Source organism: Streptomyces sp. KR80, from assembly GCF_052245555.1.
GTDB lineage: Bacteria > Actinomycetota > Actinomycetes > Streptomycetales > Streptomycetaceae > Streptomyces.
Genome location: NZ_JBQQCD010000024.1, coordinates 56,663 through 69,694, shown reverse-complemented (window position 1 = coordinate 69,694; position 13,032 = coordinate 56,663). Strand labels below are relative to the sequence as shown.

Below are 13,032 nucleotides of genomic sequence, written 5' to 3'. Positions count from 1 at the left end.
TCCCTGGGGGCACCCCCAGCGTTAGCTGGGGGAGGTAGCTGGGGGAGGGTGGGCCAAACTGGCCACCGGGCCGTAGGCGCCCACGAGACCGCAACCCCGCAGAGCGCGAAGGCGCTGTCGGCCTGCGGCGGGAGCGGACCGCGCCGCTGGCGCAGGGGTTAGGTGGAGGCGCGGACGACCAGGCGGGCCGGCGTGACGACCGGGGCGAGCGGCGCGTCGTCCGCCTCCGGCGGGGCCGCGCCGAGGCGGCGCAGCAGGAGGGAGGCCATCATGCGGCCCATCTCCTCCACGTCCTGGTGGACCGTGGTGAGCGGCGGGTCCGCCCAGGCGGCGGGCTCGAGGTCGTCATAGCCGACGACGGAGACATCCTGCGGTACGCGCCGCCCGCGTGCCCGCAGGGCCCGGAGCGCACCCGACGCCATCAGATCGGAGCCCGCGAACACCGCGTCGAGGCCGGGGTCACGGTCGAGGAGTTCGGTCATGGCGCGCTCGCCGCCCTCCACGGTGAAGTCGCCGAGGGCCACGAGCGCGGGGTCGGGCTCGGGGACGCCGAGCGCGTCGCGGTAGCCGTCGAGGCGGTCGAGCGAGGAGGTCTGGTCGAGCGGACCGGTGATGACGGCGATGCGCCGCCGGTCGCGCTCGAGCAGGTGCGCCACGGCCTGCCGGGCCCCGCCCCGGTTGTCGGTGTCGACGTAGAGCAGGTCGGGGTCGCGGTCGGCGTCGGCCCAGCCGGGCCGCCCGCCGAAGACGGTGGGCAGACGGGAGGCGGCGACCATCGACGGCAGCGGGTCGTCGCGGTGCAGCGAGAACATCAGCGCCCCGTCGACATGCCCGCCGGAGAGATAGCGGCCGATGCGCTCGTAGTCCTTCGGATTCTCCACGAGCATCAGCAGCAGCTGGGTATCGCTGGCCGACAGTTCGCGGCTGATGCCGCGCAGCTGCTGGGCGAAGAAGGGGTCGGAGAAGACTCGCCGCTCCGGCTCCGCGATGACGACGGCGACGGCGCCCGTGCGCCGGGTCACCAGGGTGCGGGCCGCGCTGTTCGGGACATATCCGAGGTCGGCGACGGCTTGCTGCACCTTTTTCCGCACCGACGCACGGACGCCCGCGCTGCCGTTGACCACGCGCGACACAGTGGCACGGGAGACCCCGGCGTGCGCGGCGACGGCTTCCAGCGTGGGACGGGGAACGGACACGTCCAACTCCTTTTCTTTCACAGAGGGCTTGACGCTACCTCCTGTGGTGGGCAATCTGCTGGGTCACAGCTATGAGAGCGCTCCCATCATGCTCTCTCCCCCCAGGGACCCGCACCACAGTCCCTCTCCTCACCCCCCACCTTGAAGAGGAGCGAGTGAACCATGAGCACGAATCACCGGGCCAGCCCCGTGATCAGCCGCCGCAAGGCCCTCGGACTCGCGGCGGGTGCCGCGGCCGGCATCGGAGCCGCTTTGGCGGTCGGTTCGGCGCGGGCCTCACAGCCTGCGGCGGGTCTGCCGCTCACCCTCTCCAACAAGACCGGTGAGTACGCCAACTCATCGATATGGCTCTACATCGTCGGCAACGACGGCAAGCGGCAGGTCCGAGTCACGCCCGAGGGCGAGCTCAAGCCGGTGACGCTCTCGGACAACGGCTCCGACGGCTTCACCGACTACGCCATCCCGCTCTCCGGCAGCGGTGACACCACGCTGACCCTGCCCTTCCTGTCCGGCCGGATCTACACCGCGCTCGGGAAGAAGCTGAAGTTCAAGGCCGTCGAGGACGGGAACGGCAACGCCGCCCTGGCGTATCCGGCAGGCTGGGTGGAGTCGGACCCCAACTACGAGGTCCTGCACGACTGCGCGGAGTTCACGTACAACGACCGCGGCATGTTCTGCAACACGACCATGGTGGACATGTTCAGCGTCCCCATGGCCATCCACCTCACCGGGGCGAAGGACCAGACGACCGGCACCCTGCGCGACGGCGCCCGCGCCAAGATCTTCTCCGACATCGCGGACCAGGACGCGTTCTCCCGGCTGGTCGTCGACGACCGCCGGGTGATCGCCCCCGGCCACGGCATGGCCGCCGGACGCTTCTCGAAGGACTACCTTGCGCCCTACATCGACGAGGTGTGGCGCACCTACGAGAGCAAGGACCTGGTCGTCACCACCAACGCGGGCAAGTTCACCGGCCGGGTCAGCGGCGGGAAGCTGTCCTTCACCGGCCCGGGTTCGGTGTCCTTCGACAAGCCGTCCACCCGTGACGTCCTCTTCTGCGACGGTGCCCTGGCCGCGCCGAACGACGAGATCACCGGCCCGGTCGCCGCGATCCTCGGCGCCGCACTCAACCGCGGCACCCTGCACGACCAGGCCGCCCAGCCGACCACCGATCCCGCCGGGTTCTACCGGCCCAAGCTCACCAACCACTACGCGAAGACCATGCACGCGCACTCGGAGGACGGCAGGGCCTACGGCTTCGCCTTCGACGACGTCGCGGGCTTCGCGTCGTACATCGAGGACGGGGCCCCGAAGCGGCTCACGCTCACGCTGACGCCGTTCTGAGCCCGGCCCGCTATCCCCCGTACGCTCCCGAGGCGGTCAGCCGCAGTGCCGTGTCGATCAGCGGCACGTGGCTGAACGCCTGCGGGAAGTTGCCGACCTGGCGCTGCAGCCGCGGGTCCCACTCCTCGGCCAGCAGCCCCAGGTCGTTCCGCACCGACAGCAGCTTCTCGAAGAGCCGCCGCGCCTCGTCGACCCGCCCGATCATCGCCAGGTCGTCCGCCAGCCAGAACGAGCACGCCAGGAATGCCCCCTCGTCCCCGGTCAGCCCGTCCACGCCGGGCTTGCTGCCCGACGTCGAGTAGCGCATGACGAAGCCCTCCTCGGTGCCCAGCTCCCGCTGGATGGCCTCGATCGTGCCGATCACCCGCTTGTCGTCCGGCGGCAGAAAGCCCATCTGCGGGATCAGCAGCAGCGAGGCGTCCAGCTCTTTCGAGCCGTAGTACTGGGTGAAGGTGTTGCGCTCCTTGTCGTAACCCTTCTCGCAGACCGCGCGGTGAATTTCGTCACGCAGGTCGCGCCACCGCTCCAGTGGCCCGTCCACATCGCCCGACTCGATCAGCTTCACCGTCCGGTCCACCGCGACCCACGCCATGACCTTGGAGTGCACGAAGTGGCGGCGCGGACCGCGGACCTCCCAGATGCCCTCGTCCGGCTCGTCCCAGTGGTTCTCCAGGTAGCCGATCAGCTTCAGCTGCAGCAGGGAGGCGTAGTCGTTGCGCGCCAGACCCGTCATATGGCCCAGGTGCAGGGCCTCGGTGACCTCGCCGTACACGTCGAGCTGCAGTTGTCCCGCCGCGCCGTTGCCGACCCGGACCGGGTTCGAGCCCTCGTAGCCCGGGAGCCAGTGCAGTTCGGTCTCGCCCAGCTCCCGCTCACCGGCGATCCCGTACATGATCTGCAGGTTCTCCGGATCACCGGCGACCGCCCGGAGCAGCCACTCGCGCCAGGCGCGTGCCTCTTCCCGGTATCCCGTGCGCAGCAGGGACGACAGGGTGATCGCCGCATCGCGCAGCCAGGTGAAGCGGTAGTCCCAGTTCCGGACGCCGCCGATCTCCTCCGGCAGCGACGTGGTGGGCGCCGCGACGATGCCGCCGGTCGGGCCGTACGTCAGCGCCTTCAGCGTGATCAGGGAGCGCACCACCGCGTCCCGGTACGGGCCGTGGTAGGTGCACTGCTCGACCCACTCCCGCCAGAAGTCCTCGGTCGCCTCCAGCGAGGTCTCCGGCTCCGGCAGCGGCGGCGGCTGCTTGTGCGAGGGCTGCCAGCTGATGGTGAAGGCGATTCGCTCGCCCGGGGAGATGGTGAAGTCCGCGTAAGTGGTCAGGTCCTCGCCGCGGGTCTCGACCTCGGTGTCGAACCAGACCGAGTCGGGTCCGGCGACCGCGACCGTGCGCCCCTCCAGCTGCTGCACCCACGGCACCACCCAGCCGTACGAGAAACGCATCCGCAGCGCCGACCGCATGGGGACGCGGCCGCTCACGCCCTCCACGATCCGGATCAGCTGCGGGGCCCCGTCGCGCGGCGGCATGAAGTCGATCACGCGCACCGTGCCGCGCGGGGTGTCCCACTCCGACTCCAGCACCAGCGAGTCGTCCCGGTACCGGCGCCGATCTGCGGAGGGCGCCTCGGTGCCCTCCCGGCCGGGGAGGGGGGCCGGCCCCAGCCGCCAGAAGCCGTTCTCGTCGGTGCCGAGCAGTCCCGCGAAGATGGAGTGCGAGTCGAAGCGCGGAAGACACAGCCAGTCCGCCGTGCCGTCACGGCAGATGAGGGCAGCGGTCTGCATATCTCCGACGAGTGCGTAATCCTCGATACGCCCGGCCACGTGCATCTCCAGTCGAACGGCCTCGGTCGCCCCAGCAGGGCGTCCTTCGGTCATGGGAACTTTGACGAGCTCTTGTTCCGGGGGGAGGGCGGGGTGGTGCCGTGCCGGGCGTGCTCGCTGATGTGTCCGAGCAGGATACGACGCCCCCCGGTGATCCGCGCGCCCCTCTTCGCAAGGCGTCTGATCCGGATGAGCGAGCTCCTGGTGAGGACCGTTCGGGCCCCCTTCCACACCCGAAGCCGGGCTCGGGTCCCCGCCCACGCCGGCTGCGGTGGGCGGTGTGTGGCCTGAAGCGGTCTCGCCCCGTCGCTGATACCCTGGTAGCCCGTGGACCGGTGGGCCCCACCCGAGGTGAAGGCTCCCCCGAACCGCAGCGACGGCATCCCCTCGGAACCATCTTGAACCAGGGTAAGGCCGACCCGCAGACGACCTCGCGACCACGGGAGCCCCCTCTTGGCACTGCCGCCCAAATCCATGACGACCAGGCACCTCTTCGTCACCGGGGGTGTCGCCTCCTCGCTCGGCAAGGGGCTCACGGCCTCCAGCCTGGGCGCGCTGCTCAAGGCCCGTGGGCTGCGGGTCACGATGCAGAAGCTGGACCCGTACCTCAATGTCGATCCTGGCACGATGAACCCGTTCCAGCACGGTGAGGTGTTCGTCACAAACGACGGCGCCGAGACGGATCTGGACATCGGCCACTACGAGCGCTTCCTCGACGTCGACCTGGACGGCTCGGCCAACGTCACGACGGGGCAGATCTACTCGACGGTGATCGCCAAGGAGCGGCGCGGTGAGTACCTGGGCGACACGGTGCAGGTCATCCCGCACATCACCAACGAGATCAAGCACCGCATCCGCCGCATGGCCACCGACGACGTGGACGTCGTCATCACCGAGGTCGGCGGCACGGTCGGCGACATCGAGTCGCTGCCGTTCCTCGAGGCCGTACGCCAGGTCCGGCACGAGGTCGGCCGGGACAACGTCTTCTTCGTCCACGTCTCCCTGCTCCCGTACATCGGCCCGTCGGGCGAGCTGAAGACCAAGCCGACCCAGCACTCGGTGGCGGCGCTGCGCAACATCGGTATCCAGCCGGACGCGATCGTGCTGCGTGCCGACCGCGAGGTCCCGCAGTCCATCAAGCGCAAGATCTCGCTCATGTGCGACGTCGACGAGTCCGCGGTGGTCGCCGCCATCGACGCCAAGTCGATCTACGACATCCCGAAGGTGCTGCATGGCGAGGGCCTGGACGCGTACGTGGTCCGGCGGCTCGACCTGCCGTTCCGGGATGTCGACTGGACCCAGTGGGACGACCTGCTCCGGCGGGTCCACCAGCCCGAGCACGAGGTCACGGTCGGTCTGGTCGGCAAGTACATCGACCTGCCCGACGCCTATCTCTCGGTCACCGAGGCGCTGCGCGCGGGCGGCTTCGCCAACAACGCCCGCGTGAAGATCAAGTGGGTGGTCTCGGACGACTGCAAGACCGCGGCGGGGGCCGAGCGGCAGCTCGCCGACGTCGACGCGATCTGCGTCCCCGGCGGCTTCGGCGAGCGGGGTGTCGACGGCAAAGTTTCGGCCATCACCTACGCCCGAGAGAACAAGATCCCGCTGCTGGGTCTGTGCCTCGGTCTGCAGTGCATCGTCATCGAGGCCGCGCGCAACCTCGCGGGCATCGAGGACGCCAACTCCACCGAGTTCGAACCGGCCACCGGCCACCCGGTGATCTCCACCATGGCCGAGCAGCTCGACATCGTCGCCGGCGAGGGCGACATGGGCGGCACCATGCGGCTCGGCATGTATCCCGCCAAGCTGGCGGAGGGCTCCATCGTCCGCGAGGTCTACGGCGACCAGCCGTACGTCGAGGAGCGCCACCGGCACCGCTACGAGGTCAACAACTCCTACCGCGGCGAGCTCGAGAAGACCGGCCTGATCTTCTCCGGCACCTCGCCGGACAACAAGCTGGTCGAGTACGTCGAATACCCGCGTGATGTGCATCCCTATCTGGTCGCCACCCAGGCGCACCCGGAGCTGCGCTCCCGCCCGACCCGCCCCCACCCGCTCTTCGCGGGCCTGGTGAAGGCGGCCGTCGCGCGACGGCAGGGTGCGCGCCGCACAGGCGTTCAGGCCTGACCGATACGGTTGGCCTGGGTGCGGGCGGCAGACGGCCCGCACTCAGGCACCATCGTTTCCGCGGAGGTCTCCCACCCATGGGCGAGCACCACGAGCCCCGGCACCTGCACGACTCCCTCGAGGAGTGGCAGGTCGTCGACAGCTCCACCCCGTTCACCGGCAACAAGACCGGCGTCCGCACGGACCGGGTCGTCATGCCGGACGGCTCCGTCGTCACCCGCGACTACCAGACCCACCCCGGCTCGGTCGCGGTCCTCGCCCTGGACGACGACGACCGCGTCATCGTGCTCCGCCAGTACCGCCACCCCGTACGCCAGAAGCTCTGGGAGATCCCGGCCGGGCTCCTCGACGTGCCCGGCGAGAACCCGCTGCACGCCGCGCAGCGCGAGCTCTACGAGGAAGCCCATGTCAAGGCCGAGGACTGGCGGGTCCTGACCGACGTCTACACCACGCCGGGCGGCTGCGACGAGGCCGTACGGATCTTCCTCGCCCGCGATCTGTCCGCCGTCGAGGGCGAGCGCTTCGAGGTGTCCGAGGAGGAGGCCGACATGGAGCTCGCCCGGGTTCCGCTCCAGGACCTCGTACGGGGTGTTCTGGCGGGCGAGTTGCACAACAACTGCCTGGTGGTGGGGGTCCTCTCGGTCATCGCCGCGCGCGCCGGGGACGGCGTCGACGCCCTGCGCCCGGCCGGCGCCCCCTGGCCGGCCCGTCCCTTCGAGTCGTAGCCCCGGCAGAAGAAACGCCGCCGCGAGCGGTCGCCGGCGTGGTTCCCCTGGGCCCGGCCGGTGATCCGATGCGGTGATCTTCACCCCGTGCGACCGCCCTGCACGGCATGGCCCGTCGCATGGGGTGAACTACGCTCGGACCGTTCCCGTTCGCAGCCGCGGCGGGCTGGTGCGTAGGCGGACGGGAGCGTGCCCGTGACGGATCAGGCGGTGGACACCGGGGGGCGGGCGAGGCCGGGCCGGGCCGGGTCCCCTACCACCGCGCCTGCCCCCGCCACCGGCGGCCGCTTCTTCGGGCGGACTCGCGAGCTCACCGCGCTGCGCGAGGACATCGCCCGAACCGGCCTCGACACCCTCTCCGGTCGCAAGGGGGCCCGCGCCCGGGTGCTGCTCATCGCGGGCCGGCCCGGCTCGGGACGAACGGCGCTCGCCGAGGAGTTCGCCCGGCAGCTGGCGGGGGAGTACCCCGACGGTGTGCTGCTCGCCCGGCTCACCACTCCCGCGGGGCAGCGGGTGCCCACCGAGCGCACCGCCCGCGACCTGCTCGATGCGCTGGGCGTCACGGCTGCCCCAGGCGCCGGCGAGGACGAGCTCACCGAGGTTCTCCGGGATGCCCTCGCCGAGAGCCGGACCCTGCTGCTCCTCGATGACGCCGCGGATCCCGAGCAGGTCCACTCGCTGCTTCCCGACGCCCCGGACTGCCTGGTCCTCGCCACCTCGCAGGGCCCGCTGACCGGGGTGCCGGACGTACGGCCGTGCACCCTCGGCGGTCTCGACACCGGCGCCGCCGTCGAACTCCTCGCCCGTTACGCCGGCCGGACCCGGATCACTGTCGACCCGCGTGCCGCGGAGTCCCTCGTCGAGGAGTGCGGTGGCCAGCCGGCCGCCGTCGTACTCGTCGGCGGCTGGCTCGCGGCGCGCCCCAAGGCGTCGGTCGCCGATGTGGCGCAGCGCCTGCGCGCCCTGCCGGCAGCGGACGGCGGCCACACCCCGGGGGGCCGCCCGCTGGCGCGTGCCTTCCGCCTGGCGCACGAGTCGCTGCCGCAGCCCGCGGCCCGGGTGCTGCGGTTGCTGGTCCTCGCGCCCGCCGGTGTGGTCGACGCCCACATCGCCTCTGCGCTGGCCGGATGCTCGCTGACCGCCGCCCGGTCAACGCTCGACGGCTTGGCCGCCCATGGCCTGCTGCGCCCCCTCGACGCGCGCGGCGAGCGGACCGCGGCGCCCGCGGCGGAGCCTGCGGTGACCCGAGCAGCGGTGCAGCCCCCGCAGTACCGGGTGCCGGGCTGTCTGGCGCCGCTGCTGCGCACCGTGCTGGAGGCACAGGAGAAGCCCACCGAGATGCTGCTCGCCCGGGCCCGGATGCTGGAGCGGACCGTACGCCAGCTGCAGTCCTGCCGGGCGACCGCCGAACCCGCGGACTCTCCGGCCCGGAAGCGGCTGGCCGGACTCCCGCGGGCGCTGCGCTTCGCGTCTCCCGACGCCGCGTCGAGCTGGCTCGACTCGCGGCTTCCGATGCTGCTCGCCGCGGCGGAGGCGGGCGTCGAGGACGGTCAACTCGACACCCAGGCACGGCGGCTGATCTCCGCCCTCGCCCGGGCGCTGCTGGCCCACCGGGGCGAGGAGTCCGCCGCGCCCGAGCTCTATCCGTTGTACCGGCTCGCCCTCGGCGTCGCCGAGCGGCGAAGCCTGCGGACGGAGCAGGCCGCGGCGCTGCTCAACCTCGGCGACCTCGACGCCGCGGTGGGACGGACCGGCCAGGCGCTCGACCGCTACCGAGGTGCGCTGGAGGCCGCCCGTTCCGCGCGGGACCCGCTGCTCACCGGCCGCGCACTGGAGTCCCTCGGCGGGACGTACCAGGAGCTGCGCGACTGGCAGCGGGCCGCGGACTGGTACGGGCGGGCGCTGGCGCTGCGACTCGGACGCGGAGAGCTGGCCGAGGAGGCGCGGCTGTACGAGCGGCTGGGCGCCGTACACGGCCAGGCCGGGCGCTGGGGGGAGGCGCTGCGGAACTGGCGGGCCGCCGCCGCGGGCCACCGCAGGCTGCGCGACCGGCAGGGCTGCGCGCGGGCGCTGAGCGAGATGGCCAGGGTGCAGGAGTACGCGGGGCGGCCCGAGGAGTCGCTGCGCACCTGCGAGGAGGCCGTTTCCTGGGCTAGGAAGGCCGGGGACCGGCGGCTTCAGGCGGCGGTGCAGCTGCGGATGGCGGACACCCTCGACCGGCTCGGAGACCCGGCCGCCGCACGGCTGCAACGGGACGCCGTGGAGCGACTTCTCGGTGATACACCAGGCTCCACCTACGAAATCCGTAGTGGTTCCTCCGAAGGTTGATGCATTGAAAGGCTAGACAGCGCGACATCCTTCAATAGACTGGGCGCGCCACGGTTTGAATCGATGGCAGCCGGTATGCAGTCGCATGCTGGATTTATCCGCATTCCCAGAACCAGCAAGGACCGTGATCGACGTGAAGGTCGGCATCCCCCGCGAGGTCAAGAACAACGAGTTCCGCGTGGCCATCACCCCTGCCGGCGTGCTCGAACTCGTCCGCAACGGCCACCAGGTCTTCGTGGAGCAGGGCGCCGGCCTGGGCTCCTCCATCCCGGATGCGGAGTACGTCGCCGCCGGCGCGACCATCCTGCCCACCGCCGACGAGGTCTGGGCCACCGCCGACCTGCTGCTGAAGGTCAAGGAGCCGATCGCGGAGGAGTACCACCGGCTCCGCAAGGACCAGACGCTCTTCACCTACCTGCACCTCGCCGCCTCGCGCGCGTGCACGGACGCCCTGCTGGAGTCCGGCACCACCGCCATCGCGTACGAGACCGTGGAGACCGCGAACCACGCACTGCCGCTGCTCGCTCCGATGTCGGAGGTGGCGGGCCGGATCGCTCCGCAGGTCGGCGCGTACCACCTGATGCGCTCGGCCGGCGGGCGCGGCGTGCTGCCGGGCGGCGTCCCGGGTGTGCCCCCGGCCAGGGCCGTCGTCATCGGCGGCGGGGTCTCCGGCTGGAACGCCGCGCAGATCGCCATCGGGATGGGCTTCCGGGTCACGCTGCTCGACAAGGACATCAACAAGCTGCGGGAGGCCGACAAGGTCTTCGGTGCGAAGATCCAGACGATCGTCTCCAACGCCTTCGAGCTGGAGAAGGCCGTTCTCGACGCCGACCTCGTCATCGGCGCGGTGCTCATCCCGGGTGCCAAGGCGCCGAAGCTGGTCACCAACGAGCTCGTGTCCCGGATGAAGCCGGGAAGTGTGCTTGTCGACATTGCCATCGACCAGGGCGGGTGCTTCGAGGACTCCCGCCCCACGACGCACGCCGAGCCGACGTTCCGGGTCCACAACTCGGTCTTCTACTGCGTCGCCAACATGCCGGGCGCGGTGCCCAACACCTCCACGTATGCGCTCACCAACGCCACGCTGCCGTACATCGTGGAGCTGGCCAACCGCGGCTGGGTGGAGGCGCTGCGGCTCGACGCGTCCCTGGCCAGGGGGCTCAACACCCATGATGGGCAGGTCGTTTACGGACCGGTGGCCGAGGCGCACGGCCTGGCCTCCGTCGAGCTGAGCGCGCTCCTCGGCTGAGTATTCGGGGCGTCACCCCGAGAACGCGTCAACGCATGTCGTCAACATCGCCAACACCGCGTGTCCGGCCGGACCTTGTCCATCAGGGTCCGGCCGGACACGTCTCCGTCGTTTCCCGGCGCATTGTCAACTCGCCTTGAACGTAACCCTTTAACCCTTTCGCACACTCGTGAAACATCGGTGTTGCGGTCCTTGCACCCTTGACAGCAGGCTGTTCGGTTGCCGACACATCGTGCCGGGTCCGGTGGATTGTGTTGCTGTGAGGCGTCGACACGCCATAGAGTCGCCAACCGTCGGCATGGTGTCACGCTGACCTATCGATAAGTTTCCTGGTTACATCCAAGGAGGTAAGACGACTTGTGAATGAGTCGACATTTACTCCCGCGGGTGGTCAACCGGGGATGCCTGCGCGGGGCCAGAGTTCCTCGGGATTCGAGGCTGTCGGCTCCGTCGCTGTCCACACCTTCGCAGCCCGCCAGAGCATGACAGCCCACCAGAGCATGGACGGCCATCACGTGAACGCCATGGCCGGCGACCAGAGCGGTACAGACCCCGCCACCCGTATCGCCGACTACGACGACCTGCCCGAGGGGCACTTCTACGACCCCGACGCGGAGTACGAGCCCGACCCCGAGTACGCGGCCACGCTCGCCCCGGACGCCGCCCGCCAGCGCCGGGAGCGCATCGGCCCGACCGGCCGGCCGCTGCCGTACTTCCCGATCCCGGGTCCGCTGACCGACCACGGCCCCGCGAAGATCATCGCGATGTGCAACCAGAAGGGTGGGGTCGGGAAGACGACCTCCACCATCAACCTGGGTGCCGCGCTCGCGGAGTACGGGCGCCGGGTGCTGCTGGTCGACTTCGACCCGCAGGGCGCACTGTCCGTGGGGCTCGGAGTCAACCCGATGGAACTCGACCTGACGGTCTACAACCTCCTCATGGAGCGGGGCATGTCGGCCGACGAGGTGCTCCTCAAGACGGCCGTCCCGAACATGGACCTGCTGCCGAGCAATATCGATTTGTCGGCGGCGGAAGTCCAGTTGGTCAGCGAGGTCGCCCGGGAGTCCACGCTCCAGCGGGCGTTGAAGCCCCTCATGGCGGACTACGACTACATCGTCATCGACTGTCAGCCCTCGCTCGGCCTGCTCACCGTCAACGCGCTCACCGCGGCGCACAAGGTGATCGTGCCGCTGGAGTGCGAGTTCTTCGCGCTGCGCGGTGTCGCGCTGCTCACCGAGACGATCGAGAAAGTTCAGGAGCGGCTCAACCCCGAGCTGGAGCTCGACGGCATCCTCGCCACGATGTACGACTCCCGTACGGTGCACAGCCGCGAGGTCCTGGCGCGGGTCGTCGAGGCGTTCGACGATCACGTCTACCACACGGTGATCGGCCGTACCGTCCGCTTCCCCGAGACCACCGTCGCGGGCGAGCCGATCACGACGTACGCCTCCAACTCCGTCGGTGCCGCCGCTTATCGCCAGCTCGCCAGGGAGGTGCTCGCCCGGTGTCACGCCGAGTGAGTATCCCGGGCGCCGACGAACTGTTCCGCACCACGGGAGGGATGGCGCTCCAGGCGTCGTCTCCGGGGTCCACCAGACAGCACCCCAATGGAGAGACGCCGGCGGCCGCGCGCGTGCCCGGCCCTGCGGGCGAGTCCGACAGCTCGGCAGCGCACGCGGCGGGCACGCCGTCGGGCGGGGACGAGTCGGCCGCGGACGACACCGAGGGCGCGGATGGCGCCGAGCACAGCGGGCGGGTGAACGACGAGGACCAAGCGGCGGAGGTGCGGGCGCCGGCACAGGGCCGGCCCAAGGGCGGCCCGGCGAAGGACCGCCCGGGCGCCGCCGCGCAGCCGCCCGCTCCCCGGCAGGCGGTCGGCTCGACGCCGTCGGCGACGGCGGCCGGATCCGGGTCCGGGTCCGGCCAGACCCGGCGCCGCTCCCGTACGGCGGGCCGACGCCCCAGTGGCCGGGAACGCCACGACGAGAAGATCACCGTCTATGTCTCCGCAGAGGAGCTCATGGACCTCGAACACGCGCGGCTGGTGCTGCGCGGCGAGCACGGCCTCGCCGTGGACCGTGGCCGCATCGTCCGCGAGGCGGTCGCGGTGGTCCTGGCCGACCTGGAGTCCCGCGGCGACGCGAGCATCCTCGTCCGCCGCCTGCGCGGGCGCTGACCCGGGGCCCCGGGATCCCCCACGCCACGGACCGGGGGAGGTAACCTGCCGTACTCGCGGGCCGT

Annotated in this window: 9 protein-coding genes; 7 read left to right on the top strand and 2 right to left on the bottom strand. The window is 70.9% G+C overall.

Features of this window, described 5'->3' with window-relative positions; genetic code table 11:
* Window positions 1–158 precede the first annotated feature (158 nt).
* Window positions 159–1,202 carry a LacI family DNA-binding transcriptional regulator gene (locus tag ACTWQI_RS26220; RefSeq protein WP_443274215.1) on the bottom strand — a complete coding sequence of 348 codons (1,044 nt, stop codon included), beginning with the start codon at window positions 1,200–1,202 and terminating at the stop codon, window positions 159–161.
* A 156-nt stretch (window positions 1,203–1,358) separates the two neighbouring features.
* On the opposite strand from ACTWQI_RS26220, the gene ACTWQI_RS26215 reads away from it, so the two are divergent.
* Complete coding sequence (locus ACTWQI_RS26215; RefSeq protein ID WP_443274214.1) at window positions 1,359–2,540, top strand: glycoside hydrolase family 64 protein; 1,182 nt, start codon at window positions 1,359–1,361, stop codon at window positions 2,538–2,540.
* Between the two features lie 10 nt (window positions 2,541–2,550).
* On the opposite strand, the gene ACTWQI_RS26210 is transcribed toward ACTWQI_RS26215, so the two are convergent.
* Entirely contained in the window at window positions 2,551–4,368 is a 1,818-nt protein-coding gene (locus ACTWQI_RS26210) for a glycoside hydrolase family 15 protein (RefSeq protein WP_443274232.1), read from the bottom strand.
* Between the two features lie 468 nt (window positions 4,369–4,836).
* Between ACTWQI_RS26210 and ACTWQI_RS26205 the strand changes: the two genes are divergently transcribed.
* From ACTWQI_RS26205 to ACTWQI_RS26180, 6 genes are all read left to right on the top strand, one after another.
* Window positions 4,837–6,489: a CTP synthase gene (locus tag ACTWQI_RS26205; RefSeq protein ID WP_443274213.1), complete on the top strand. Its 1,653-nt coding sequence runs from the start codon at window positions 4,837–4,839 to the stop codon at window positions 6,487–6,489.
* Window positions 6,490–6,566: 77 nt separating this feature from the next.
* Entirely contained in the window at window positions 6,567–7,214 is a 648-nt protein-coding gene (locus tag ACTWQI_RS26200) for an NUDIX domain-containing protein (protein WP_443274212.1), read from the top strand.
* Window positions 7,215–7,409: 195 nt separating this feature from the next.
* A complete protein-coding gene (locus tag ACTWQI_RS26195) occupies window positions 7,410–9,542 on the top strand; it encodes a tetratricopeptide repeat protein (RefSeq protein ID WP_443274211.1) in 2,133 nt (710 codons plus the stop codon).
* Between the two features lie 133 nt (window positions 9,543–9,675).
* Complete coding sequence (gene ald / locus ACTWQI_RS26190) at window positions 9,676–10,791, top strand: alanine dehydrogenase (RefSeq protein ID WP_443274231.1); 1,116 nt, start codon at window positions 9,676–9,678, stop codon at window positions 10,789–10,791.
* 401 nt (window positions 10,792–11,192) lie between these two features.
* Window positions 11,193–12,311, top strand: a complete 1,119-nt coding sequence (locus ACTWQI_RS26185) for a ParA family protein (RefSeq protein WP_443274210.1) — start codon at window positions 11,193–11,195, stop codon at window positions 12,309–12,311.
* The gene (locus tag ACTWQI_RS26180; protein WP_443274209.1) at window positions 12,296–12,967 is read left to right on the top strand and encodes a hypothetical protein; all 672 of its coding nucleotides are present in this window, start codon (window positions 12,296–12,298) and stop codon (window positions 12,965–12,967) included. The genes ACTWQI_RS26185 and ACTWQI_RS26180 overlap by 16 nt, the downstream gene beginning before the upstream one ends.
* Window positions 12,968–13,032 lie beyond the last annotated feature (65 nt).

Excerpts from the sequence above, each read along its gene's own strand:
- ACTWQI_RS26210 (WP_443274232.1), bottom strand. The coding sequence starts at position 4,368 with ATGCACGTGGCCGGGCGTATCGAGGATTACGCACTCGTCGGAGATATG.
- ACTWQI_RS26200 (WP_443274212.1), top strand. The coding sequence starts at position 6,567 with ATGGGCGAGCACCACGAGCCCCGGCACCTGCACGACTCCCTCGAGGAG.
- ACTWQI_RS26215 (WP_443274214.1), top strand. The coding sequence starts at position 1,359 with ATGAGCACGAATCACCGGGCCAGCCCCGTGATCAGCCGCCGCAAGGCC.
- ACTWQI_RS26185 (WP_443274210.1), top strand. The coding sequence starts at position 11,193 with ATGCCTGCGCGGGGCCAGAGTTCCTCGGGATTCGAGGCTGTCGGCTCC.
- ACTWQI_RS26205 (WP_443274213.1), top strand. The coding sequence starts at position 4,837 with ATGACGACCAGGCACCTCTTCGTCACCGGGGGTGTCGCCTCCTCGCTC.